The following is a 24,521-nucleotide window of genomic DNA, read 5'->3' on the forward strand; positions in this document are numbered from 1 at the left end:
TCCGCGCCCCGGCCCGGTGCGGGCGGGACAAGCCGGCCGGGGCCGCTCGGCGCGGCGCCACCGCTTCGAGCGCGGATCGCGCTCCGCGGCATATCGCCGCAGACGCCGGGGGGTGCTGAATGACCGCCATGATGCCGGGCTCGGGACGGCACCGGGCACGGCGGCTCCGATCGGGAGCGGTGGTCGGCGCGCTGGCGCTGACGGCGTCGACGCTCGGCCTCGCGGTCACCGCGTTGACTCCGGCGCCCGCGCAGGCGGCCGTGCCGACAATCACGTGCACGACGAACCCGAACATCTTCAACACCGGGTACAACGCGGCGACCGGTGGCGTCCTCGCCGACAACTCCAAAGATGCGAACTGGCAGGTCGCCGGGCCCTTCCCGGCGACGGCCGCGGTCTCCCCACCGCCGGGAGGTGCGGTGTTCGCCGCAGCCAACGTGGGCAGCCTCGCCCCGACCGTCTGGGCCACCAGCCCCTACAACAACGCGCAGTGGATCTCCCAGCAGACCAAGGCGGCTCCGGACCAAGGCCCGACGAACGGTGACTGGTACTACCGCTACCAGTTCGACCTCTCCCCGTCCGTCAGTCCGTCCGCCTTCGCGCTGTCGATGAACTTCCTCGCCGACAATGCCGTGGCCGAGGTGTACGTCAACGGTGTCGCCCAGTCCACCAAGACGACCGGGCTCCCGCAGACCACGCTGACCGCTCCGCCGCCGGCCGGGCAGATGACCGGCATCTACTACTACGCGGGCTTCACGACGGCGAACGCCGCGCAGACGACACTGAAGAACAACTGGCAGACCGGCCTGAACACGATCGACGTGCAGATCAAGTCCGGTGCGAACGCGGAGGGTTTCGACGCGCAGGTCCGGCCGAGCGTCCTGTGCCCGGCCCCCTCGGTGTCGCTGAAGAAGACCGCGACGGTCACCCCGGCCGCCGACCAGACGGGCGCGAAGGCCGGTGACACGATCACCTACTCGTTCGCGGTCACCAACACCGGTTCGACACCGCTCGTGTCGGTGGCGGTCAACGACCCGGCCCTCGGTGTCGTGACCTGCCCGAAGCCGCCGGCGTCGGGCCTGGCTCCCGGCGCCTCGATCACCTGCACGTCCACGACGACCCACACCGTGACCCAGGCCGACGTGGACACCGGGTCGGTGACGAACACCGCGACCGCGACCGGCACCAACGACGTCGGCATGGTCAGTCCGCCCGCCACCTCCACCGCCACCGTGCCCACCCAGGCACCGGCACCGGCGCTGTCGGTCAGGAAGTCCGCCGTCACCGGCCAGCCGGACAAGCTGGTCCTCGGTGAGCAGATCGCGTACAGCTTCGTGGTCACCAACACCGGCAACGTCACGCTGAAGGACGTCAAGGTCACCGAGGGCGCGTTCACCGGCACCGGTACCCCGCCGGTCGCCACCTGCCCGACCGCCGAGGCCGCCTCGCTGGCGCCCGGTGCTTCGACGACCTGCACCGCCACCTACACGGTGACGCAGGCCGACGTGGACGCCGGCTCGATCAAGAACTCCGCCACCGCCACCGGCAACCCGCCGACCGGACCGCCGCCGGTCTCCCCGCCCAGCGAGGTGACCGTCCCGGCACCGTCCGACCCGGCGCTGACCGTGGTCAAGTCCGCCTCCACCGGCAAGCTGGTCGCCGGTGAGAAGATCACGTACAGCTTCCGCGTCACCAACACCGGCAACGTCACGCTGAAGGACGTCAAGGTCACCGAGGGCGCGTTCACCGGCACCGGCACGCTCGACCCGGTCAGCTGCCCGAGCGGTGCCGCTTCGCTCGCTCCGGGCGCCTCCGTCGTCTGCACCGCCGGCTACACCGTGACGCAGGCCGACGTGGACGCGGGCTCGGTGAAGAACAGCGCCACCGGCACCGGCACGCCGCCGACCGGACCGCCGCCGGTCTCCCCGCCCAGCGAGGTGACCGTCCCGGCACCGTCCGACCCGAAGCTCACGGTGGTGAAGTCGGCTTCGACCGGCAAGCTCGTCGCCGGTGAGGCGATCACCTACACGTTCGAGGTGAAGAACACCGGCAACGTCACATTGAACGACGTGAAGGTCACCGAGGGCACGTTCACCGGCAGCGGCACCCTGTCGCCGGTCACCTGCCCGGCCGCCGAGGCCGCCTCCCTGGCCCCCGGCGCGACGATGATCTGCACCGCCACCTACACCGTCACCCAGGCCGACGTGGATGCCGGCTCGATCAAGAACACCGCCACCGCCACCGGCACCCCGCCGACCGGACCGCCGCCGGTGTCGCCTCCGTCCGAGGTCACCATCACCGAACCCCCAGCTCCGGCACTGGCGGTGGCCAAGACCTCCTCCACCGAGAAGCTGGTGGCCGGCGAGAAGATCACCTACAGCTTCCGCGTCACCAACACCGGCAACGTCACCCTCAAGGACGTCAAGGTCACCGACGGCCCGTTCACCGGCACCGGCACGCTCGACCCGGTCGTCTGCCCGGCGGAGGCCGCCTCGCTCGCGCCCGGCGCCACCGTCACCTGCACCGCCGGCTACACGGTGACGCAGGCGGACGTGGACGCGGGTTCGGTGAAGAACAGCGCCACCGGTACCGGCACCCCGCCGCGCGGCGAGCCGCCGGTCTCCCCGCCCACCGGGACGACCATCACGACGACCGACCAGCCCGGCCTGTCCGTCGTCAAGACCGGCCACAGCAGCAAGCCGGACGAGCTGGTGGTCGGTGAGCAGGTCCGGTACGACTTCACGGTCACCAACACCGGCAACGTCACGCTCAAGGACGTGCAGGTCACCGAGGGCACGTTCACCGGCACCGGCACGCTCTCCCCGGTCACCTGCCCGTCCGCCGAGGCCGCTTCCCTGGCCCCCGGCGCGACGATGACCTGCACCGCCACCTACACCGTCACCCAGGCCGACGTCGACGCCGGCTCGATCAAGAACGCCGCCACCGCCACCGGCACCCCGCCGCGCGGCGAGCCGCCGGTCTCCCCGCCGTCCGAGACGATCGTCCCGGCGCCGGAGAAGCCCGCGCTGGCGGTCGTGAAGACCTCCTCCACCGGCACGCTCGTCGCCGGCGAGCGGATCACCTACAAGTTCGCCGTCACCAACACCGGCAACGTGACGCTCAAGGACGTCAGGATCACCGAGGGCCAGTTCACCGGCAGCGGCAAGCTCGACCCGGTCGTCTGCCCGAAGGAGGCCGCTTCGCTGGCGCCGGGTGCGACGGTGCTCTGCACCGCCGGCTACACCGTGACGCAGGCGGACGTGGACGCCGGCTCGGTGAAGAACACCGCGACCGCCACGGGCACCCCGCCCAAGGGTGAGCCCCCGGTGTCGCCGCCGTCCGGGACGACCATCACGACGACCGACCAGCCCGGCCTGTCCGTGCTCAAGTCCGCCACCAGCGGCAAGGAGGACAAGCTCGTCGCCGGCGAGAAGATCACCTACAGCTTCGCGGTGCGCAACACCGGCAACGTGACGCTCAAGGACATCAAGATCACCGAGGGCGAGTTCACCGGCCACGGCAAGCTCGACCCCCTCACCTGCCCGAAGGAGGCCGCCACCCTCGCCCCCGGCACCACCGTCACCTGCACCGCCGGCTACACGGTGACCCAGGCCGACGTGGACGCCGGCTCGGTGAAGAACACCGCGACGGCGACCGGCACCCCGCCGCGCGGTGAGCCGCCGGTCTCTCCGCCGTCCGAGGTGGAGCTGCCGCAGGCGCCGAAGCCCGCGCTCGCGGTGGTCAAGTCCGCCGAGGCCGAGAAGCCCGGCAAGCTGGTCGCCGGCGAGAAGATCACGTACCGGTTCGCCGTCACCAACACCGGCAACGTCACCGTCAAGGACGTGAAGGTCACCGAGGGCGAGTTCACCGGAACCGGCAAGCTCTCCCCCGTCACCTGCCCGAAGGAGACCACTTCTCTGGCGCCCGGCGCCACCGTCACCTGCACCGCCGGCTACACGGTCACGCAGGCCGACGTCGACGCCGGCACGATCAGGAACACGGCCACGGGTACCGGCACCCCGCCGCGCGGCGAGCCGCCGGTGTCGCCCCCGTCCGAGGTCACCGTCCCGTCCGACGGACACGGCGCGCTCAGCCTCACCAAGAGCGCCGAGGTCACCGACGTCAACGGGAACGGGAAGACCGACACCGGCGACCGCATCGACTGGAAGCTCACCGTCGCCAACCAGGGCACCGCCACCGTCACCGGCATCAAGGTGGACGACCCCACCGCCGGTGCGGTGACCTGCCCCAGGACCAGCCTGGCCCCGGGCGAGACGATGACGTGCACCACCGAGCCGCACACCATCACCGCGCAGGACGCCCAGCACGGCAAGGTCGTCAACACCGCCACCGCCACCGGCGCCGGCGCCACCTCCTCCGAGGCCACCGCCACGGTGAAGGTCGAACCCGAGCCGGTGGCTCCCGGCACGCCCGGCAAGCCCGCCGCGCCCGGACCGACCGGCATCCTCGCCCGTACCGGCACCGCCGTCCTCGCGGTGGCCGGGATCGCGGGCGCGCTGTTGGTCATCGGCGGACTCGCCCTCGGCCTCAGCAGGCGCCGCCGCAACCACTGAACCCGTGATCGGCCGACCGGCTCCCGCCGGTCGACCGACCGGATCGCGTGACCTGTGCCCCGTCGGGCGCCACGGAATCCATCCGCGGCACCCGGCGGGGCACCGGTGCGAGAGGTCTCCGCCACGCGAAGTCCCCGCTCGCGCCGCCCCGTTGTGGTGCCGGTCTCAGATCAACCGCGACTCGATGCGGGGGCGCCGGTGGCGCTGGGTGACGAACGGGGACGCCGGGCGGTGAGTGCGCTCACAAGGAATCCCTCGGCACGACGGGCGGTAGTGCTCGGGCCGATACCCGGGCGGGGGTGAAGGAGCCGCAGGTCAGGGGCGTCGGCGGGGGGCCTTCGAATCGACGGCGCGCGCGACCGCTACGACGGGGCGTCGTAGCGGAGGGGCCTTGGCAGCGGGCAAACCCGTCTGGCAACAATTGGTCTCGTCGCCAGCCGCACCCGGTACCTGTCCCACCGGAGTGCGGCTCTTCACAACGACTGTCCGGCATACGCCCCGCGACCGTTTCGGCCCCTGTCCGGCCACGGTCCGGGCGGGGCGAACGCCGGCCCAACCTGATTGAGGTCTTGTTCTTCATGCCCGCTTTCAAGCTTCGTATGCGTTCCTCTGCCGCCGTTCTCGCCGGTGCCGCCGCCGTGACCGCCCTGGGTGCCGGCCTGGTGCCCGCCGCCGCCTCCGCCGCGACCCCGTCGCCGCAGACCATCGCCGCGCAGATCGTCCCGGCGAACCAGCTCAACTCGTTCAGCCAGATCATCGCCCACGAGTCCAGCTGGAACGTGACCGCGACCAACCCGTCCTCGGGCGCGTACGGCCTGGCGCAGGCGCTGCCGGGTTCGAAGATGGCCTCGCACGGCTCCGACTGGAAGACCAACGCCACCACCCAGATCCGCTGGGCGCTGGACTACATGAACGAGCGCTACGGCAGCCCGAACAACGCCTGGTCGTTCTGGCAGACCCACCACTGGTACTAAGCCGACCAGTAGCGGTACTCGACTTCACCGGACCATCTGTCCCCCCTCACCCCGGGGTCGGACAGGGATCACCGGGGTGACCCACGGCCCGGCCGCGCGCAATCCGCGCGGCCGGGCCTTCGGGCGTTCCCGGGCCGGTCGGGTCCGGGAGGCTCGGACATTCGGGCCGGGAGGCTCGAAAATCGAGGCCGGAGGCTCGGATATATTCGGGCCGAGACGAAGTCCCGCCACCGTTCGGGCCCCGCCCGGCCCCGCCCGAGGAGCACCCGGTGCCCAAGTCCCCCCGCACCCCGGCGACCGCCACCACCCAGACCGTGGCGCAGGTCAACCAGACCGTGCTGCTGGAGGTGCTGCGCCGGCACGGCTCGCTGTCCCGGCAGCGGCTCGCGGCCGAGAGCGGGTTGTCGACGGCGACCGTGCACCGGCTGGTCGAGGTGCTGCGGGCGGCGGGCCAGGTGGTGGTGGAGGCCGAGCGCGCGCCGTCCAGCGGCGGCCGGCCGCCGCAGCTGATCCGCTACAACGCCGGGGCGCAGACCGTCCTCGCGGTGGCGATGCGTCCGCGCCGGATCGTCGGGGTGGTCGCCGACCTGCACGGCAGCGTGCTGCACGAGGCCGAGCACCACTGGGCGGCGGGCCTCGGACCGGAGCGCGGCGGCGAGCCGTCCGCCGAGGACCTCACCGGACCGCTGCTGGCGCTGGTCGACGGACTGCGGGCGTGGGCCGCCCGGCACGCGGGCGCGCCGCGCGCGCTGGTGGTCGGGGTGCCCGGGGTGGTCCGGGACCGGACCGGGCTGGTGGAGTTCGCCCCGGCGCTGGACTGGCCCGGGCTGCGGCTGCGCGCGCTGCTGCACGAGCGGCTCGGTGTCCCGGTGGCGGTCGAGAGCAACGTGGACCTGGTCGCACTGGCCGTGCAGCACGGCGAGGCGGGTGCCGGGGTGAGCGACCTCGCCGCCGTGGTGGTGGGGATCGAGGTCGGCGCCGGGATCGTCCTGGACGGCCGGCTGCACCGGGGCCGGCTGGGGTCGGCGGGGGCGCTGGGGTACCTGATGGGCGACCGCCGGGCGCTGGACCGCCCGCTGGGCCGCACCGGCGACACCCAGGCGCGGATCGGCGACCACGCCGTCGACCGGCGGATCGCCGAGGCCGGGCTGACCGTCTCGGGGACGTCGGCCGAGCGGGTCGCCGAGCTGTTCCGGCTGGCCCTGGAGGGCGCGCCCGCGGCGGTGCGGCTGGTGGACGAGTTCACCGACGACCTGGCCGTGCTGGTGGCCAATCTGACCAGTGTGCTCGGCCCCGAACTCGTCGCACTCGGCGGGCGCCTCCTCTGGGAGAGCGGCGGCGAGATGCTGCCCGCGATCGAGTCCCGGCTGCAGGGGCGGGTGCCGGTGCTGCCGCGGCTGATGATGGTGCACTCGACCACCACCGAGCTGGTGGGCGCCGCCGCCGCGGCCGTCCGGTTGACCGACGGGGCCACCTTCATCACCCGCTGAGCCGCCCCGGGCTCCCTGCCTCCCGGGCACAGCTCCGCCCGACTATTTCTCAATGTGATAGAAACTCCTCGTGGCCCATCGACCCAAGGAGATCCGGATGTTCGCGGCCGCCTTCGCCATGGACCCGGTCCGCTTCCCCGATGTCTACGGCCCCGAGGCGCGCGCCCGGGTGCTGGCACGGGCGGACGTCGTCGAGGACCGGGCCGAACCGGGCGGGGTCTGGGGCCCCGAGCGGCTCGACGCGGCGCCGGACGCCCTGCGCGAGGTCGAGGTGCTGCTCACCGGGTGGGGCGGCCCCGTGCTCGACGCGGCGGCGCTGCAGCGGATGCCCCGGCTGACCCTGGTGCTGTACGCGGCCGGGTCGGTGCGGCGGATCGCCACCGAGGAGTTCTGGGCGGCCGGCATCCCGATCGTCACCGCCGCCCACGCCAACGCCGTACCGGTCGCCGAGTTCACCGTCGCGCAGATCGTCTACGCGCTCAAGGACGGCTGGCGGCACGTGCTCGCCGCCCGCGCCGCCCGCGCGCCGGTCCGGTCCGGCCGGGCCCCCGGCGCGTACGGGGCCACCGTCGGCGTGCTGTCGCTCGGGGAGACCGGGCGGCTGGTCTGCGAGCGGCTGCGCGGCTACGACCTGCGGGTGATCGCCCACGACCCGTACGCGGCGCCGCCGCCGGGGGTGCGGGCGGTCGGCCTGGACGAACTCTTCGCCACCGCCGACGTGGTGAGCGTCCACACCCCGCTCGTCCCGGAGACCCGGGGGCTGGTCGGCCGGCGCCTGCTCGCCTCGATGAAGCCCGGCGCCACCCTGGTCAACACCGCGCGCGGCGCCGTCCTCGACGAGCCGGCGCTGCTCGACGTGCTCGCCGAACGGCCCGACCTGTTCGCCGTGCTGGACGTCACCGATCCCGAACCACCGCTGCCCGGCTCGCCGTTGTTCACCCTGCCGAACGTCGTGGTCACCCCGCACCTGGCCGGCAGCCAGGGCCTGGAGCGGCGGCGCCTCGGCGACCTGGTGGTCGGCGAGTTCGAGCGGTGGACCCTCGGCGAACCGCTCCGCCACGCCCTGGAGCGCAGCACCTACGAACGGATGGCCTGACCCGTGCCGAGCCAACCACCCGACGTACTGGTCGTCCTGACGGACCAGCAGGCCTCCGACGCGATGGGTGCCGCCGGGAACCCGCACCTGAGCACCCCGCACCTGGACGCGCTGGCCGCCGCCGGCACCCGCTACCGGCAGGCGTACTGCGCCCAGCCGCTGTGCGCGCCCTCCCGGGCCAGCCTGCTCACCGGGCAGCTGCCCAGCGCGCTCGGCGTCACCGGCAACGAGGCCGCCGCGCCCGACGGCACCGCGCCGGAGCCGCTGCTGGGCCGGGTGTTCGCCGAGGCCGGCTACGACTGCGCCTACGGCGGCAAGTGGCACCTGCCGGAACTCGACCTGCCCGAGGGCCGCGGCTTCCGCCGCCTCCACCCGGCCGGCGACGACGCCGGACTCGCCCGCGCCGCCGCCGCCTTCCTCCGACACCCCCGCCCCCGGCCGTTCCTGCTGGTGGCGTCCTTCCTGGAGCCGCACGGCATCTGCGAGGTGGCACGCGGCCAGCACCCGAGGACCGGCCCGCTGCCCGCCCCGCCGCCCGCGGCACAGTGCCCGCCGCTTCCCGCCAACTTCCCGCCCGCGCCGTACGAGGCACGGCTCCCCCGGCTCGCCCAGCGCGCCTGGGCGCACACCCACCCCACCGCCGAGTGGCGCGAGGACGACTGGCGCCGCTACCGGCAGGCCTACTACGCGCTGGTCGAGCGGGTGGACGCGAACCTCGGCACGGTGCTGGACGCCCTGCGCGAGCACGAGCGGACGACCGGCCGGCAGAGCGTCGTGGTGTTCACCTCCGACCACGGCGACGGCGCCGGGGCGCACGGGTGGAACCAGAAGTGGGCGCTGTTCGAGGAGTCGGTGCGGGTACCGTTCCTGGTCGCCGGGCCCGGCAGCGCACCCGGTGCGGTCAGCGACCGGCTGGTGTCGACCGGGCCGGACCTGCTGCCCACGCTGTGCGACCTCGCCGGGATCCCCGCGCCGCCCGGCCTGCCGGGGCGCAGCGTGCGGGCACCGGAGCCCCGGGAGAGCGTGGTGGTCGAGACTCGCTGGGAGCTGCCCGGCTTCAACAACGCGCTCGGCCGGATGATCCGGGACGAGCGGCACAAGTACGTCTGCTACGCCTGGGGGGACCACCGGGAGCAGCTGTTCGACCTCACCGGGGATCCGGGCGAGATGGTCAACCTGGCGGTGGACGCCCGGCATTCGGCGCTGCTGGACCGCTTCCGCGCGCTGCTCGCCGGGCACTGTGCCCGGTCCGGCGACCCGTTCGCGCGCTTCGTGCCGATCGCCGACGGACCTTGACGGTACGTCAGTCGGATTCGGGGTCCAGGCCGAGCAGTTCGCGGGTGCGGCGGTACTTGGCGGCGAGGCGTTCGGCGGTGGCCGGGTCCAGACTCGCCAGCCGGGCCGGCGCGGAGTTGTGCGCGAGGTCGGCCTGCTTGACGACGAGGGCGCCGGGAGTGGCCAGGATGCGCGCGGTGTACTCCTCCAGCGGCTCGCCGGGCCGTTTGGTGAGCGCGTCCACGATGGCCTTGGTGGTGTCACCGAGGGCGGCGCCGGCCAGCCACTCACGCGTCAGCACGTCGTCCTCGACGGCGTCGTGCAGCCAGCCGGCCGCGATCTGCTCCTCGCTGCCGCCGCGCTCGGCGACGCCGTGGGCGACCGCCGCCAGGTGCTCGGTGTAGGGGTGGCCGTTCTTGTCGGTCTGCCCCGCGTGCGCGTTCCGGGCGATCCGCTCGACCTCGGCCAGGCTCAGGTACTCCACTCCGCCATGGTAGGCACAGGGCCCTGCGGGCCGCGCGGGGGCCTGCCGGTGGCGGCCGTGCGCCCGCCTGATTGACTTCCGGCGTCCCGCCCACCAGGCCCCGCCGGGCCCCGCCCGCGACCGCGCCGAGGGAGTCATGCCCAGCCTGCATCCGCTGCTGTCCGGTTTCGCCCCGATCTGGGCGCTGACCGGCGTCGGCTACCTGCTCGGCCGCAGCCGTCTGCTCGGCGAGCACGCGGAGCAGGTGCTGAATCGATTCGTCTTCCACGCGGCCATGCCCGCCGCGCTGTTCCTGATGATCGCCCGCACGCCGCTGGACCGGTTCGCCAATCCGTCGATGGCGGCGTTCGTCGCGGGCACGGTGGCCGCGGGCGGGCTCGGGCTGCTCGCCTCGCACCGGCTGTTCGGGCGCGGGGTGCCGGAGCGGGCGCTCGGCGCGATGGCCGCCGGCTACGTCAACTCGGCCAACCTGGGCATCCCGGTGGCGGTGCAGGTGCTCGGCGACGCCTCCTTCGTGGGCCCGGTGGTCCTGTTCCAGATCCTGGTGGTCACCCCCGTGGTGCTGACCGTCCTCGACTCGCGGCGCGCCGGGCTGCGGGCCGCGCTCACGCTGCCGCTGCGCAACCCGATCCTGCTGGCCGTGGGGCTGGGCGCCGTGGTGTCGGTGACCGGGTGGCATCCGCCCGCCGAGCTGAGCCGTTGCTGCGAACTGCTCGGCGGCGCGGCCGTGCCGACCGCCCTGGTGGCGCTCGGCCTCTCGCTCTGCCACCCGCCCGCCGTCACCGGCGCCTCCCGCTACCTGGAGGTCGGGACGGCGGTCGCGCTCAAGACCGTCGTCCAGCCGCTGACGGCCTGGGCGGTCGGCGCGCTGGTGCTCGACCTGCCGGCGCACCAACTGCTCACCGTGGTGCTGTTCTCCGCCCTGCCGACGGCGCAGAACGCGTTCACCTACGCGCGCGAGTACGGTCACGGAGCCGCCTTCGCCCGGGACGCCGTGCTCGCCTCGACGCTGGTCTCCATGGCCACCCTGTCCCTGGTCGCCTGGGCCCTCGGCCCGGGCTGAGAGAACCGGCCGGAGGAAAGCGGCCGGAGAAAGGCGGCCGGAGAGGACCGGCCGGAGAGGACAGGACCGGTGCGCGGAGACCGGCCCGGGAAAACCGGTCGCGCCCGAACCTCCGCCGGGTTAGAAAAGCCGGATGACCGACGCGCGCACGACCTTCCGCCCGATCATCCGTCCGCTGGAGGCCCACGAGTTCGACAGCTGGGCCCGGGTCCTCACCAACACCTACGGGGAGGACACGGACGAGGCGGAACTCGCCGCCGAGCGCGCCGTCCTCGACCTCGGCCGCTCCCTGGCCGCGTTCGACGGGGACGGCGAACCGGTCGGCGGAGCCGCCGCGCACATCCGCCGGCTCACCGTGCCCGGCGCCGAACTGCCCGTCGCCGGCGTCACCTGGGTCGGCGTCTCGCCCACCCACCGCCGCCGGGGCGTCCTCACCGCCCTGATGCGCCGCCAGCTCGACGACCTGCACGCTCGCGGCACCGAGCCGATCGCCGCCCTGCGCGCCTCCGAGGGCGGCATCTACGGCCGCTTCGGCTACGGCCCGGCCACCCGGGGCGCGCTGTTCCACGCCGACAAGCGCCTCCTGCGGCTGCGCCCCGGCACCGATCTCGGCACCGGCACCGTCCGGCTCCTGGACGCCGGGCGCGCCCGGCCGCTGGTCGCCGCCGTCTACGACCGGGTGCGCCGCGAGCGGGCCGGCTGGCCGGACCGCGCCGAGCTGTTCTGGGATGCCCGGCTCCGGGACGACCCGGGCGCGCGCGGCGGCGCCACCGCCCTGCGTCACGCCGTCCATCGCTCGGCCGACGGCACCCCCGACGGCTATGCGCTGTACCGGCTCAAGGACGACGGCGAGAACAGCGCGGTCCGGGTCGTCGAGGTGACCGCCGCGACGGTCCCGGCGTACGCAGCGCTCTGGGACCACCTCATCGGGATCGACCTGTTCTTCCGGCTGGAGTACGAGGGCGCGCCCGACGAACCGCTGGTGCACCTGCTCACCGACCCACGCGTCGCCCGGGTCAGTACGGTGGACCGGCTCTGGGTCCGGCTGGTGGACGTCGGCCGCGCGCTCGCCGCCCGCCGGTACGGCGCGCCACTGGACGTCGTGCTCGACGTCCGGGACGACTTCTGCCCGTGGAACACCGGGCACCACCGGCTGGTGGCCGACGGCGACACGGTCTCCTGCGAGCCCACCACCGCCCCGGCCGACCTGCGGCTGTCCGCGGCCGAGCTCGGCGCGGCCTACCTCGGCGGCACCACGCTGGTCTCGCTCGCCGCCGCCGGCCGGGTGACGGAGTTGCGCCCGGGGGCGCTGGACGCCTGCAGCACGGCGTTCCGGGGCGCGCGCGAGCCGTTCTGCCCGGCCGGGAAGGCCTTCCCGGCCTACTGAACGTGACAGCGCCCGCCCCGGCCCCCGACCGGGGCGGGCGCGACCGGCCTCAGCGGTCCCGGACGGCGATCAGCTCGCGGCCGCGCAGGGTGTACAGCACGCCGGCGTCGTCGACCGCGACCCTGGCGCCGCTGTACCACTCGGCGTCCACCTGGACGAGGACGGTGGCGGCCAGCGTCACGGGGTCCAGGCGGAAGAGCGTCTTCTCACTGATCCCGTACAGCCGGCCGCGGGCCACCAGCAGCCGCGGGTTGGCCGAGGTGACCGCCCGCAGGTCGGAGCGGACGTCGATCACCGGGGCGCGGCCCGGCCGGGCGGTGCGCAGGTCGGCGGCGAAGGCCTGCCCGTTCACCGTGATGCCGAACAGCCGGTGCCCGTGCACCTCCAGGCTGCTGATGCCCGAGCCGAAGTCGGTGGTGGTGCGCCACAGTTCGCGCCCGGCCACCGGGTCCCAGGCCGCCAGGTCTCCGCGCGGGCCGACGGTCCTGGCGTTGTCGCCGCCGAGGAACGCCTGCCCGTGCCCGGCCGCCACGGCGCGCACCAGCTGCTCCGGGCCGAGCGGGTCGACGTGCACGGTGGGCTGCCCGCTGCCGGGGCGGTAGGTGACGAACGAGCCGCCGCCGGTGGTGTCGGCCTGCACGCCGAGCAGCAGCAGGCGGTGCTCGTCGTCCCAGCGCACGGTCTGCGGGCGGTTCTGCTCCTGCGGCAGCCTCGCTTCCTGGACCGGCACCTCGTCGGCCCACGGCCGGTACCGCCAGATCCCCTGCGAGGAGTAGACGCCCAGGTAGAGCGTGCCGTCGTCGAGGACCACGGTGTCCTTGGCCTCGCCGGGGACGGGGAGCTTCCGCACCGTCCCGGCGTTCAGGTCGTGCAGCGCGAGGGAGCCGTTGCCGCCGACGTACACCCGGCCGTACCGGGCGGCCACCGACATGCCGAGCTGCGCCTCGGCGGGCGCGCCGGCGGCCACCAGGTCGGTGGTGGTGACGGCGGCCGTCGCGGTGGAAAGGGTCCAGGCGGTGCCGCCCTCGGTGACACCGGCCAGGGTGTCACCGATCCGGCCCAGGCCCCAGGAGTTTCCGTCGGGGACGGGCACCGCGAAGGCCTCCGGAGCGTCCGCGCCGAGCCGGTAGCGCCAGACGGTGCCGTGCTCGGTGGAGGTGAACCAGACGGTGTCGCCGAGGCGTTGGAAGTTGGTGACGCTCTTGGTGCCCGGCACCGGGAAGGAGCGCAGCACGGCATGGGTGGCCGGGTCCAGCAGGGCGACGTGGGCGGGCCTGCCCTCGGTGGAGACTGCGAGCAGGTCGTCGCCGAGGGCGGTGATCTGGCGCACGATGGTGTCGGCCGCGAGTTCGGGCGGGGTGATGTCGGTGACCCGGCCGGTGGCCCGCTCGACCGCGAACAGCGAGGCGAGGGTGGCCCCGCCGCCGCCCGCGAGGTTGCTGCCGACGCCCAGGTAGGCGTGGGTGGCGGTGGCCTCGACGGCCCGGCCCTGGGTGGCGCCCGGCGCGGGCGACGCGACCTCGGTGAGCACACCCGTGGCGGGGTCGTAGGCGTACAGCCCGGGGCCGGCCGCCCGGCCCTTCTGCCGGCCGGTGGCGAACAGCACGCCGTCGGGGGCGACCGCGACGTCCCGCACGTCCGCGCCGGGCACGGCGGCGAGGCCGCGCACACGGCCGTCGGCCGGGTCGAAGCGGTAGAGGTTGACGGCCTTCGGCGCGTCCGTCACGCCGAGGTACAGCACGCCGGCGTGGGCGGCCGAGCCCTGCACGAAGTTGCCGGTCGGCAGGACGGCGGTGCCGGTGACCCGGCCGGTCGGCACGTGGTAGCCGACCACCTTGGCCGGGGCCAGGTTGCGCGAGCCGATCCACAGCGTCTCACCGATCAGGGTGGCGCTCATCAGCGGGAAGTCGGCGTTGCCCGGGCCGAGTCCGGTCACCTCGGGGGTGCCGGACGGGCGGCGCGGCGCGGCCTGGGCGGGCCCGGCGCCGAGCGCGCCGGCCGCCGTCAGGGCGGTCACGGAGGCCGCGCCGCGCAGGAGTTGGCGGCGGGACGGTCGAGCGGACGGCGTCATGGGGTTCCTCGGAGGAGTCGGATCGGGCTCAGTGCTGCCCGGCGGCAGCGAGCAGCTCGCGGGTGTACGGATGCTCGGGGGCGGTGAACAGCCGCTCGGCGGGGGCCTGTTCGACCACCCGGCCGTGCCGCATCACCAGCACCTCGTCGCAGAGGTGGCGGACCAGCGCGAGGTCGTGCGAGATGAACACCAGGCCGACGCCGGTGCGGTGGCGCAGGTCGAGCAGCAGGTTGAGGATCTGCGCCTGCACCGAGACGTCCAGCGCCGAGGTGGGCTCGTCGGCCACCAGGACCTCCGGTCCGACGGCGAGCGCCCGGGCGATGGCCACCCGCTGGCGCTGGCCGCCGGACAGCCGGTGCGGCAGGGCGTCCAGCAACTCGGCGGGAAGGCCGACGAGTCCGACCAGTTCCTCGACGCGCCCGAGTGGCAGCCCGTGGGCGAGCAGCGGCTCGGTGAGTGCCTCGCGCACGGTCATCCGCGGGCTGAGCGAGGCGTACGGGTCCTGGAAGACGAACTGGATCCGGCGGCGCAGCGCGCGTTCCTCGGCCGCGGTGGCCCCCTCCCAGGAACGGCCGCCGACCCGGACGGTGCCGGAGCTCGGGCGCAGCAGCCCGAGCAGGGCGCGGGCCAGTGTCGACTTGCCGGAGCCGGACTCGCCGATCACCCCGACGGCCCGGCCCGGCGCGGCGGTCAGACCGACGCCGTCGAGCGCGGGCGCGCCCCGGCGGCGGCGCCCGTAGCGGACGGTGAGGTTCTCGGCGACCAGCACCGGTTCGGCGGCGGGCTCCGGCTCGGCGGCGGGCGCGGCCTTCGCGGACACCGCGGGCTCCGCGGGCTCCTCGGGTTCCTTGGGTTCCTTGGGCTCCTCGGGTTCCTCGGGAGCGGCCGGGGCCGACTCCCCCGGCGCCACCGGCACATGGCAGGCGTACCCGCGCTCCCCGCCCGTCCCCGGCTCCGTCGCCCACTCGGGCGCCTCCTGCCCGCACCGCTCCACCGCGGCGGCGCAGCGCGGCGCGAACGCGCAACCCGGCAGCGGCTCCCCGGCGGCGGGCGGACGGCCGCCGATCACGGCGAGCGGCAGCCCACGCGGGCCGTCCAGCCGGGGCACGGAGGCCAGCAGTCCGGCCGTGTAGCGGTGCCGCGGCGCCGCCAACAGCCGTTCGACCGGGGCACGTTCGGCGATCCGGCCGGCGTACATGACCTGGACGGTGTCGCAGCTGCGGGCGACCACGCCGAGGTCGTGGGTGATCAGCAGGACGGCGGTGCCGGTCTCGTCGCGGAGCCGGACCAGCAGGTCGAGGATGCCGGCCTGGGTGGTCGGGTCGAGGGCGGTGGTGGGTTCGTCGGCGATCAGCAGGTCGGGCCGGTTGGCCATCGCCATGGCGATCAGCACGCGCTGGCGCATGCCGCCGGAGAACTCGTGCGGGCGGTCGCGGTAGCGGCGGGCCGGCTCGGGGATGCCGACCAGGTCGAGGAGTTCGAGCGCGCGGCCACGGGCGTCGGTCCGGCTCGCGCCGTGCACCAGGGCGGCCTCGGCGAGCTGGCGGCCGATCGGCATCCGGGGGTTGAGGTAGGCGAGCGGGTCCTGGAAGACCATGCCGATCCGCCGGCCGCGGACGGCGCGGACGGCGGGTCCGGGGAGGGTGAGCAGGTCGGTGCCGTCCAGGCGGACGGTGCCGGCGGTGGTCCGGCAGCCGGGCGGCAGCATCCGGTTGACGGCGAGCGCGGTGAGCGTCTTGCCGGATCCGGACTCGCCGACCAGGCCGAGGATCTCGCCGGGGCGGATGGTGAAGTCGACGCCGTGGACCACCTGGTGGGGTCCGGCCTCGACGCGCAGCCCGGCCACCTCCAGCAGCGGCGATGCGCTCGTCGGGGCCGTCGGGGCCGTCGCGGCCGTCGGGGTGTTCGTCGTCGGCGCGGTCACCGCAGCTTCTCCCGGTTGAACGAGTCGGCGAGCAGGGTCAGTCCGAAGACCAGCAGGCCCAGCAGCAGCACCGGCGCGAGGGCGTAACCCGGGTGCAGGAAGAGGTACTTGCTGCCGGTGTTGATCATCGTGCCGAGCGAGGGGGTGGGCGGCTGGATACCGAAGCCGAGCACGCTCAGGCCGCCCTCGATCTTGGCGGCGTGCGCCATCGCCACGGCCAGCAGCGCGGTGGCGGCGTCGGTGACGTTGGGCAGCACGTACCGGCGCAGCGTGCGCGCCCTCGGCACGCCGAGCACCCGGGCGGCCACCACGTGGTCGCGGGCGAGCTGGGCGAGCAGGGCGGCGCGGGCCTGCCGGCCGAAGGCGGGCAGCGCGCTGAGCACGACGGTCACCACGACGCTGCCGAGGCCGGGGCGCACGATCAGCGCGATCGCCAGGCCCAGCAGCAGCCCGTGGAAGCCGAGCAGCAGGTCGAACAGGCGCTGGACGACCTCGCCGAGCAGCCGGTTCAGGCCGCCGAGCAGCCCGAGCAGGGTGCCGAGCACGGCGGCGGCGGGGACGGCCAGCAGGCAGACCAGCAGCTCGATCCGGACCCCGTACAGCGCCCGGGCCAGCAGATCACGACCGACCTCGTCGGTGCCGAGCGGGTGGGACCAGGACGGTCCGGCCAGCGCCTCGCGGCCCTGCTGGTAGGGGTCGGCGGGGAGCAGCAGCGGGCCGAGCAGCCCGAGCAGCACCACCAGGGCGACCAGCACCGCGCCGGTCCGCCCGCGCCGGTCGCGCAGCACGGCGGGCACGGCGGAGGGCAGGGCGCGGCGACGGATCGCGGCGAGAACGGTCGTGGTGCTCATCGGGCCTCCCCGGCGCCGGCGCGGGCGATCCGCGGGTCCAGCCGGCCGACCAGCAGCTCGGAGCCGAGCTGCACGGTGACGGCCACCGCGACCGCGAGCATGATCAGGGTCTGCGCGACCGGGTAGTCCCGCTGGTTGATCGCGTCGAGCAGCAGCTGTCCGAGGCCATGCCGGGCGAACAGCTGCTCGGCGACGACGGCGCCGCCGAGCAGCTCCCCCAGGTTGAGCCCGAACTCGACGCAGAACGGCGCGAGACTGTTGGGCAGCACGTGCCGCAACAGGATCCGCCGGGGCGGGGCGCCCTTGGCGATCGCGGTGAGCACGAACTCCTCCTGCCGGGTGCGCCGCAGCTCGGTGGCGAGCAGCCGGGCGAGCACCACCGAGCCGGGCAGGGCGAGGGCGACGGCGGGCAGCGCCAGGTACTGCACGGACAGGTCCGGCGCGGTGAAGAGGTCCCGCTCGCCGCCGGCCGGCAGGACGCGCAGCAGCACGGCGAAGACGAAGACGAACAGCACCGCCGTGACGTACACCGGCAGGGCGAGCACGGCGGTGGTGAGCGGGTCGAGCGCCCGGGCCAGCCGGCCGCGCCGCTCGGCGGCCAGCGCGGCGCCCAGCAACAGGCCGAGCACGAGCATCAGCAGGCCTGCGGCGATGGCGAGTTGGACGGTGGAGCCGAGACTCTGGCCGATCATCCGGGTGACCGGTTCGCGGTAGTGGAAGGAGAGCCCGGGGTCGCCGCGGAGCAGCCCGCCCAGCCAGGTGACGTACTGGACGGGCAGCGGCCGGTCCACGCCGAGCTGGCGGCCGAGGTGGTCGCGCTGCTCCTGGTCGGCCTCGGCGCCGAGCGCGGCGGAGACCGGGTCGCCGGGGGCCAGGCGGAGCAGCAGGAAGACGGCCACCGAGGCGAGCCAGAGGGTGGCCAGGGCTCCGGCGGCCTTTCTGGTCCAGTACGGCACGGGGTTCTCCGGGGGTGGGCGGGGCGGCGTGCGGGGGGGTCACCGTCCCCGGGCGGTGGGGGTCGTCCGGGGACGGCGGTCGGCGGTCGGCGCCGGCAGCGGGTCGGCCGGCGCTCAGGCGTCCCGGCGGGTGTCGGTCAGCTTCAGGTAGCCCAGCGCGCTGGTGGACACCTCCCGCACCGAGGAGGCGAAGGCGTAGGTCTCCCAGGCGTGCGCGAGGGTGATGTGGAAGGACTGCGCGAGCAGGTACTCGGACAGCTCGTGGTTGACGTCGGCCCGGGCCCGCTCGTCGGCGGCGGCGAAGGCACGGGCCTGGAGGTCGGCGTAGGCCGGGTCGGTGACGTGCGAGGTGTTCCGGCCGACCTGCAGCGGCCCGGAGACGGTGATGCCGCTGAGCGGGGAGACGCTGACCATGCCGTGGTTGGCCACGAACAGGCCCTCCAGGGTGCCCTGCTGGATCTTCGGCTGGAGGGCGGCGTTGTCCAGCAGCTGCACGTCGACGCCGAAGCCGGCCTGCTCCAGGTCGTACTTCACCAGTTCGACGAGCGAGCTGAACACCGGCGAATTGGCGGCGGTGAGCGGCACCCGGGCGCCCTCCGCGCCGGCCTCGCGCAGCAGCCCGCGCGCCTTCTCCGGGTCGTGCTTGTAGCGGGTGACCTGGTCCGGGGTGACGCCGGGGGTGGCGGACGGCCAGGGCAGGCTGCTCGCCTCGGCGTGGCCGCCGTAGACCTGGTCGACGATCCGCTCGCGGTCCACCGCGTACTGCAGCGCCTGGCGGACCCGGAGGTCGTCGAAGGGCTTGGAGGTGACGACCACGCCGAGGAACGCCTGCTGGTAGGAGGCCTTGGCGGACTGCACCGTGAAGCCGGGGTTGCCCGCCAGCACCTTGAGGTCGCGCCCGGGGACCGCTCCGATCAGGTGCCCCTGCCCGGACTGCAGGGCGGAGAGCGCCGCCTGACTGCTCGTCACCGACCGGACGGTGATCCGCTCGAAGCGCGGGCGCCCGCTCTGCCAGTAGCGTTCGTTGCGCACGAGGTCGAGCTGGTTGCCGCCCTTGAACGACTGCCAGGTGAAGGGTCCGGTGCCGTTGACGGTGTCGCTCGCCCGGCCCTCGACGTACGTCCGCGCGTCCACCACCGGGTTGAAGGCGAGCGCGTCGAACAGGTTGCTGGTGGGCTTGGCGAGGGTGAGGGTGACCTCGTTCCTCGCGCTGGCCTTCACATCGGCGAGGCGCTCCAGCAGCGGCTTGACCTGGGAGGTCTTGGTGGCGCCGACCAGCGAGAAGACGACGTCGTCGGCCTCCAGCGCGCGCCCGTCGTGGAAGGTGACGTCCTCGCGCAGCTTGAGCACCAGCTTCAGCCGGTCGGCGCTCCACTCCCAGGAGGTGGCCAGCCAGGGCACCGGTTGGAGGGTCGCCGGGTCGAGGTCGACCAGCCGGTCCAGGACGAGGTTGACGAACGCCGGGGTGTCCGGGCCGCGGTGGAGCAGCTGGGTGGGGTCCGGCGCGCTGCCGTAGACGATCTGCAGGTCGGGCGCGGACGCCGCGGCGGTGCCGCCGGGGGCGGCGCCCGCGTCCGGGTCGGTGGCCGAGCGGCAGCCCGCCGCCAGCAGGGCCGCTCCGGCGCTCAGGCCGAGGAAGCCTCTTCGGGGCAGGCCGTGGTGACGGGCCGCTTCGCTCATGGTGCTGCTACCTCTTGGTGGTTGGGGGTTCTGCGGGACGCGGGCCGGGCGGCCGGCTCAGTACTGGGTGACGACCACGCTGTCGCTGTAGAGCACCACGTCGGGTCCGCCGGTCGGGTACGGGATGCCCTTGGCCGGGTTCCAGTTCGCCCGGTAGATCCCGGTCTTGAAGTACGGGGCCTGGTTCTGGTGGTAGTTGTTGAGCCCGCTGTGCGCGCCGACCTGCACGCCGTCGCGGTACACCGTGATCGAGCCGGGCGTGCTGTCGGTGGACCAGGTGACGTCGAACGCCCACTGGTTCCAGTGTCCGAACTGGACGCTGCCGAGCGGGATCACCGCCTCGGCGACGGTGGTCGGGTCGGTGAGCCAGTGCACCTTGAGGCGCCAGCTGCCGTCCTTGACGGTGAGGGCGATGGGCGGCTTGGTGTCGCTGCCGTCGGCGAGCGGGTAGCCGTGCCACTGGGCGACGATCGTCTCGGTGGAGGTCTGCACCCAGTCGGCGGGCAGGTAGTCGGCGAGGGCGAAGCGGTAGCTGCCCCAGCCGAGGGCGTTCACGGCCACCTCGGAGCGGTAGGACACGCCGTCGTTGGGGACGCTGAAGCGGGCGGCGAGGCCGGAGCCTCCGGCGGGCGCGCCGGTGACGGTGATGGTGCCGTTGCCGTCGATGCGCTGGCGGGTCCAGTGGGAGACGGTGCCGGACTCGAAGTCGTCGGCGAACACGGTGCCGGCCGCCGTGGTGCCGGCCGTCGTGACGGCGGCGGTGCCGTTCGCGACGGCCGCCGGGGCGGCGAGGGTGCCGGTCAGCAGGGCGGCGGCCAGCACGGTGCCGGCGGCCCGGCGCGCGGAGGTGAGGGCGGACATGGGGTACTCCTCGATCGGTACGGGTCGGTGGAACAGCGGGCGGTGACCGGGGCGGCCGGCCGACGACGGTGGGCAGGCGTCAGCCGGCCCGTCGACAGGAGGCCGCCGGTCCGCCGGCCCCCGCGCGGCCCACCCAGACCGGGCTGGACCAGGCCCACTGGTCGTTCTGCTGCCGGACCCGTACGTGGTAGAAGTCGCCGTCCCCGCCCGGCCGTTCGTCGACCAGGTCGAGGTCGGCGGCGAGCTCGCGGCCGGGCACCGCCCGGTCGAAGCGGTAGGCGCCCGAGACGAAGCCGCCGATGAAGCCGGTCCGCGGCCCCTCTCGCAACTCGCCGACGCTGTAGGAGGTTTCGACGCCGTTGACGAGCGCCGTCAGCCTGGTCCGGTCGTCGCCGGAGACGGCCAGCGAGAAGCCCTGGGTGGCGTCGGTCGCGGTGTTCGGGTTGCCCTCGGTGACGGTCCGCAGCCGCACCTCGCCCGGCCCGGTGCGCCACCAGTCGTGCGGCCGGTAGCTCGCGGGCTCCGCCTCCGCCGGGGCCACCGTCTCCGAGCCGCGCAACCGGGTCTGGACATCGAGCAGTTCACCGCCCTCGACGCGCAGGACGACGTCCCAGCGCACTGCCTCCTCGCGCCGCCCCCAGCCGACGGCGAAGCCGAGCGTGCCGTCGAAGCCCTTCTCCCCGCCCGCGGTGGCGAGGATCTCGGGCCGGGAGAGGCGGTGGATCGGCACGCCGTTGCGGACCACCTCGACGTGGTCGAGGGCGTCCCGGCCGCGCACGGTGACCTGGATCCGGCGGCGGTCGGCGGACGGCGCCTCGCCGCCCATCGGCACGCCGTTGACCGAGGCGGCGAGCAGGATGCGGTCACCGGTGATCGCGTAGGTGCGGCGCGCCTGGAGGGCGTCCCAGACCGCTTCCCGGGTCAACTCGGGCGCCCAGACGGCGAGTCGGCCGTGACCGTGACTGCCGGGAAAGGCGCTGTGGTGGTCGGTGGAACCGATCAGCCCGAACCGGTGGCCGAGCCGCAGCCCGTGCACGGCGGTGCCGGCGGTGTCGCGCGGCCCCATGGTGTGCAGGTAGTTTCGCGGCGCCTCGTCGGACTCGGCGCAGCCGTGCATCGACATCACCTCGACCACCGGGGCGAACTCCTCGGTGTACGCGTCCCAGTTGATGCCGCGCCGCCCGGTGCCGTAGCCGATGTGGTGCGGGAGCGCCCAGGTCCGCACGCCCTCGGCGGCGAGCGCGCGCAGCCGGGCGCGCAGCCCGTCCAGGTCGGCGGCGCGGATGATCTCGCCGCGCGGGCCGTCGAAGTACACGCAGTGGTCGCCGTACGCGAGGCTGTGCCACTCGAAGGACTGGAAGGTGACGAAGCGCCCGTCCTGGTGGGCGGCGGCGGTGACCTCCTGGACGTGCTCCCAGCGGTCGGCGAGGCGGGCGAAGCCCTCGGTGTGGTAGTCGACCAGACCGGCCAGCTCGGGGGTGCGCTCCGGCAGGTCGTGCCACCAGCCGTGGCCGGTGACGCTGGCGAAGTCGAGCTGGAGGCGGGCGTTGGCGTAGGCGTCCTCGATGGAGCCGTGGCCGTAGCTGATCCCGCAGTGGTTGTGGAGGTCGCCGACGTAGAGGCCGAGACCGCCGTAGCCGGGTGCGTCGGTGGTGGGGGCTGTCATCGGTTCGGGGCTTCCTCTGTTTGATCGACTCTGAGAAGAAGTCTTTCCCGATCTTCGAGGGAGGGTCAAGGCCGGGCCGAGCGGCGTCGTCCGATCGCCACATGGGGAAACATGTGATTCACAGAGCCACCCCATGTGACATGCCGCTTGCGGTGCAGGCCGACGCCCTCTCCATCACCCGAAAGAGGCTCCGCCACTTTCTATCGATCTGATAGAAAGTGGCGGACATCCTGCCACCGCCCCGTGAGGACGACAACCCGACGATGCCGATCACCACCCTGCCCACCGCGCCCGACCTCTCCGGCTCCGCCCTGGTCCGCGCGCCCGAACGCCCCGAGCCCGGCTACTGGGCGGGCTGCCCGAGCGTGCGCTACGAGCCCGACCACGACCGCTTCCTGCTCACCTACCGCGAACGCCGCCCGCGCGGCGCGGGCGGTTCGGGCGGTTCGGGCGGTTCGGGCGGAGCAGGCGGGGCCGCCGACCAGGACCGGGGCTGGCGCTGCGCCGTGGCCGAGAGCCGGGACGGCGTGGAGTTCCGCGACCTCTGGTCCGTGGAACGCGCCGACCTCGGCTCGCCCTCGATGGAGCGCTTCGCCCTGCTCCGCCGAGACGACGACTACCTGCTCCACCTCAGCTACGTCGACCCCGTCGACCGGCGCTGGCGGATCGACGCGCTGCGCGCCGACACCCCCGAATCCTTCGACCTCGCCACCCGCACCCCGGTCCTCACCGCCGCCGGCACCGACACCGAGGGCGTCAAGGACCCGTACCTGCTCGAACACGACGGCGGCGTCCGGCTGTTCGCGACCGTCTCGCGGTCCCGCGCCTTCACCGCCGGGGAACGCGCCCGCGCCCACGCCACCGCCGACATCCACACCACCGGCCTGACCGTCCAGCCCACCGCGCTCGCCGACTCCCCCGACGGCCTGCGGTTCACCGCCCCGCCCGGCCGGGCCGCCGAGGTCCTCGACGTCGGCCCGGCCGGCGCCTGGGATGCCTACGAGTCACGGATCACCGCCGTACTGCCCGACGGCTCCGGCGGCTGGCTCGCGCTCTACGACGGCTCGGCCGACGCGGACGGCAACTACGAGGAGCGGTGCGGGCTCGCCGCCTCCGCCGATCTGCGCCACTGGCAGCGCCTGACGCCGGACGGCCCGTGGCTGGACGTCCGCTACGCCGACGTGGTGGCGGCCCGGGGCCGCTGGTACCTGTACTACGAGTGGACCCGCCCGGACGGCGCCCACGAGCTGCGGGTCGCCGTCCTCGACGAGTTCGCCGGCCTGCGTCCCTAGGCCTTGGCCACTCAGCGGGTCACAGGCTGTCGACGAGGCCCCCGTCGACGACGAAGTCGGCGCCCGTGATGTTCGCCGCGCCGGGACCGGCCAGGAAGACCACGAGGTCCGCCACCTCCGACGGACGGGTGAAGCGGCCGGTCACCGACCGGGCCCCGGCGGCGCGGACCACGTCGCCGGGGTCGACGCCACGGGACCGCCCGACCGCGGCGGCGACGCCGTCCTCGCCCTGCCACAGCGCCGTCGCCACCGGGCCGGGGCCGATCGTGTTCACCCGCACGCCGTGCGGCCCCACCTCCTTGGACAGGGCCTTGCAGAAGTTGGTCAGCGCGGCCTTGGCGGCGCCGTAGTCGATGACCAGCGGGTCCGGCAGCCGGGCGTTGACCGAGGAGACGGTGACGATCCGGCCCCCGCCGGAGGCGACCAGGTGCGGCAGCGCGGCCCGGGTGGCGCGGACCGCGGACATCAGGTTGACGGTCAGGGTCCACTCCCAGTCCTGGTCCGTCACGCTCGGGAAGCCGTCCACCCGTGGGCGCACCGCCCCGACGTTGTTCACCAGCACGTCGACACCGCCGTGCCGCGCGACGGCCTCGGCGACCAGCGCGGCCGGGCCGTCGGGTGTCGCGAGGTCGACCTCCACGACGGTGAGGTCAGCACCCCGCCGCACGTGCGCGTCGAGGGCCTCGGTGCGGCTGCGGGACCCCGCGACGACATGGCATCCGGCCGCGAGGAACGCCTCGGTGATCGCGAGCCCGATGCCGCGCCCGGCCCCGGTGACCACGACGGCCTGTCCGGCCAGGCCCAGGACGGCGGCGTCGCCTCCGGCCGGGGGTGGTACGGGTGGTGGGGTCATCGCCGGACCTCCGGGAGTCGTCTG

General features: G+C 74.4%; 17 protein-coding genes. 8 read left to right on the forward strand and 9 right to left on the reverse strand.

What is annotated here, in order from left to right; genetic code table 11:
• Positions 1-119: 119 nt before the first annotated feature.
• The 5 genes from ACFVUH_RS22845 (at position 120) to ACFVUH_RS22865 (ending at position 9,430) form a co-directional block, all read left to right on the forward strand.
• Positions 120-4,574 (forward strand): hypothetical protein, encoded by a 4,455-nt coding sequence (locus ACFVUH_RS22845; RefSeq protein WP_387915119.1) that lies wholly within the window; start codon positions 120-122, stop codon positions 4,572-4,574.
• Between the two features lie 599 nt (positions 4,575-5,173).
• Positions 5,174-5,548: a transglycosylase SLT domain-containing protein gene (locus tag ACFVUH_RS22850; RefSeq protein WP_387915120.1), complete on the forward strand. Its 375-nt coding sequence runs from the start codon at positions 5,174-5,176 to the stop codon at positions 5,546-5,548.
• Positions 5,549-5,817: 269 nt separating this feature from the next.
• Positions 5,818-7,038, forward strand: a complete 1,221-nt coding sequence (locus ACFVUH_RS22855) for an ROK family transcriptional regulator (RefSeq protein WP_387915121.1) — start codon at positions 5,818-5,820, stop codon at positions 7,036-7,038.
• A 97-nt stretch (positions 7,039-7,135) separates the two neighbouring features.
• Complete coding sequence (locus ACFVUH_RS22860) at positions 7,136-8,134, forward strand: hydroxyacid dehydrogenase (RefSeq protein WP_387915169.1); 999 nt, start codon at positions 7,136-7,138, stop codon at positions 8,132-8,134.
• Positions 8,135-8,137: 3 nt separating this feature from the next.
• The gene (locus ACFVUH_RS22865; RefSeq protein ID WP_387915122.1) at positions 8,138-9,430 is read left to right on the forward strand and encodes a sulfatase; all 1,293 of its coding nucleotides are present in this window, start codon (positions 8,138-8,140) and stop codon (positions 9,428-9,430) included.
• Between the two features lie 7 nt (positions 9,431-9,437).
• Here the strand turns inward: ACFVUH_RS22865 and ACFVUH_RS22870 are convergent, their stop codons facing one another.
• On the reverse strand, positions 9,438-9,893 hold the full coding sequence (locus tag ACFVUH_RS22870) for an HD domain-containing protein (protein WP_355368892.1): 456 nt from the start codon (positions 9,891-9,893) through the stop codon (positions 9,438-9,440).
• 136 nt (positions 9,894-10,029) lie between these two features.
• On the opposite strand from ACFVUH_RS22870, the gene ACFVUH_RS22875 reads away from it, so the two are divergent.
• Both ACFVUH_RS22875 and ACFVUH_RS22880 read left to right on the forward strand, forming a co-directional pair.
• Positions 10,030-10,956: an AEC family transporter gene (locus tag ACFVUH_RS22875; protein WP_387915123.1), complete on the forward strand. Its 927-nt coding sequence runs from the start codon at positions 10,030-10,032 to the stop codon at positions 10,954-10,956.
• Positions 10,957-11,089: 133 nt separating this feature from the next.
• Complete coding sequence (locus tag ACFVUH_RS22880) at positions 11,090-12,343, forward strand: GNAT family N-acetyltransferase (RefSeq protein ID WP_387915124.1); 1,254 nt, start codon at positions 11,090-11,092, stop codon at positions 12,341-12,343.
• 49 nt (positions 12,344-12,392) lie between these two features.
• Here ACFVUH_RS22880 and ACFVUH_RS22885 read toward each other — a convergent pair whose 3' ends face one another.
• The 7 genes from ACFVUH_RS22885 to ACFVUH_RS22915 all read right to left on the reverse strand — a co-directional run bounded on the left by ACFVUH_RS22885 (position 12,393) and on the right by ACFVUH_RS22915 (position 22,352).
• Positions 12,393-14,414 carry a hypothetical protein gene (locus ACFVUH_RS22885; RefSeq protein ID WP_387915125.1) on the reverse strand — a complete coding sequence of 674 codons (2,022 nt, stop codon included), beginning with the start codon at positions 14,412-14,414 and terminating at the stop codon, positions 12,393-12,395.
• Positions 14,415-14,442: 28 nt separating this feature from the next.
• On the reverse strand, positions 14,443-16,338 hold the full coding sequence (locus ACFVUH_RS22890) for a dipeptide ABC transporter ATP-binding protein (RefSeq protein ID WP_387915126.1): 1,896 nt from the start codon (positions 16,336-16,338) through the stop codon (positions 14,443-14,445).
• Positions 16,335-17,189: an ABC transporter permease subunit gene (locus ACFVUH_RS22895; RefSeq protein WP_355368902.1), complete on the reverse strand. Its 855-nt coding sequence runs from the start codon at positions 17,187-17,189 to the stop codon at positions 16,335-16,337. The genes ACFVUH_RS22890 and ACFVUH_RS22895 overlap by 4 nt, the downstream gene beginning before the upstream one ends.
• Positions 17,186-18,145: an ABC transporter permease gene (locus ACFVUH_RS22900; RefSeq protein WP_387915127.1), complete on the reverse strand. Its 960-nt coding sequence runs from the start codon at positions 18,143-18,145 to the stop codon at positions 17,186-17,188. The genes ACFVUH_RS22895 and ACFVUH_RS22900 overlap by 4 nt, the downstream gene beginning before the upstream one ends.
• A gap of 114 nt (positions 18,146-18,259) precedes the next feature.
• Complete coding sequence (locus tag ACFVUH_RS22905; protein WP_355368906.1) at positions 18,260-19,825, reverse strand: ABC transporter substrate-binding protein; 1,566 nt, start codon at positions 19,823-19,825, stop codon at positions 18,260-18,262.
• Between the two features lie 57 nt (positions 19,826-19,882).
• Positions 19,883-20,686 carry a polysaccharide lyase gene (locus tag ACFVUH_RS22910; RefSeq protein WP_387915128.1) on the reverse strand — a complete coding sequence of 268 codons (804 nt, stop codon included), beginning with the start codon at positions 20,684-20,686 and terminating at the stop codon, positions 19,883-19,885.
• A 79-nt stretch (positions 20,687-20,765) separates the two neighbouring features.
• Positions 20,766-22,352: a DUF3604 domain-containing protein gene (locus ACFVUH_RS22915; protein ID WP_387915129.1), complete on the reverse strand. Its 1,587-nt coding sequence runs from the start codon at positions 22,350-22,352 to the stop codon at positions 20,766-20,768.
• Between the two features lie 263 nt (positions 22,353-22,615).
• Here ACFVUH_RS22915 and ACFVUH_RS22920 point away from each other — a divergent pair, with 263 nt between their 5' ends.
• Positions 22,616-23,644: a hypothetical protein gene (locus tag ACFVUH_RS22920; protein WP_387915130.1), complete on the forward strand. Its 1,029-nt coding sequence runs from the start codon at positions 22,616-22,618 to the stop codon at positions 23,642-23,644.
• 19 nt (positions 23,645-23,663) lie between these two features.
• Here the strand turns inward: ACFVUH_RS22920 and ACFVUH_RS22925 are convergent, their stop codons facing one another.
• On the reverse strand, positions 23,664-24,497 hold the full coding sequence (locus ACFVUH_RS22925) for an SDR family NAD(P)-dependent oxidoreductase (RefSeq protein ID WP_387915131.1): 834 nt from the start codon (positions 24,495-24,497) through the stop codon (positions 23,664-23,666).
• Positions 24,498-24,521: the final 24 nt, after the last annotated feature.

Origin of the sequence: Kitasatospora sp. NPDC058032 (assembly GCF_042885845.1) — a bacterium.
Taxonomy (GTDB): domain Bacteria; phylum Actinomycetota; class Actinomycetes; order Streptomycetales; family Streptomycetaceae; genus Kitasatospora.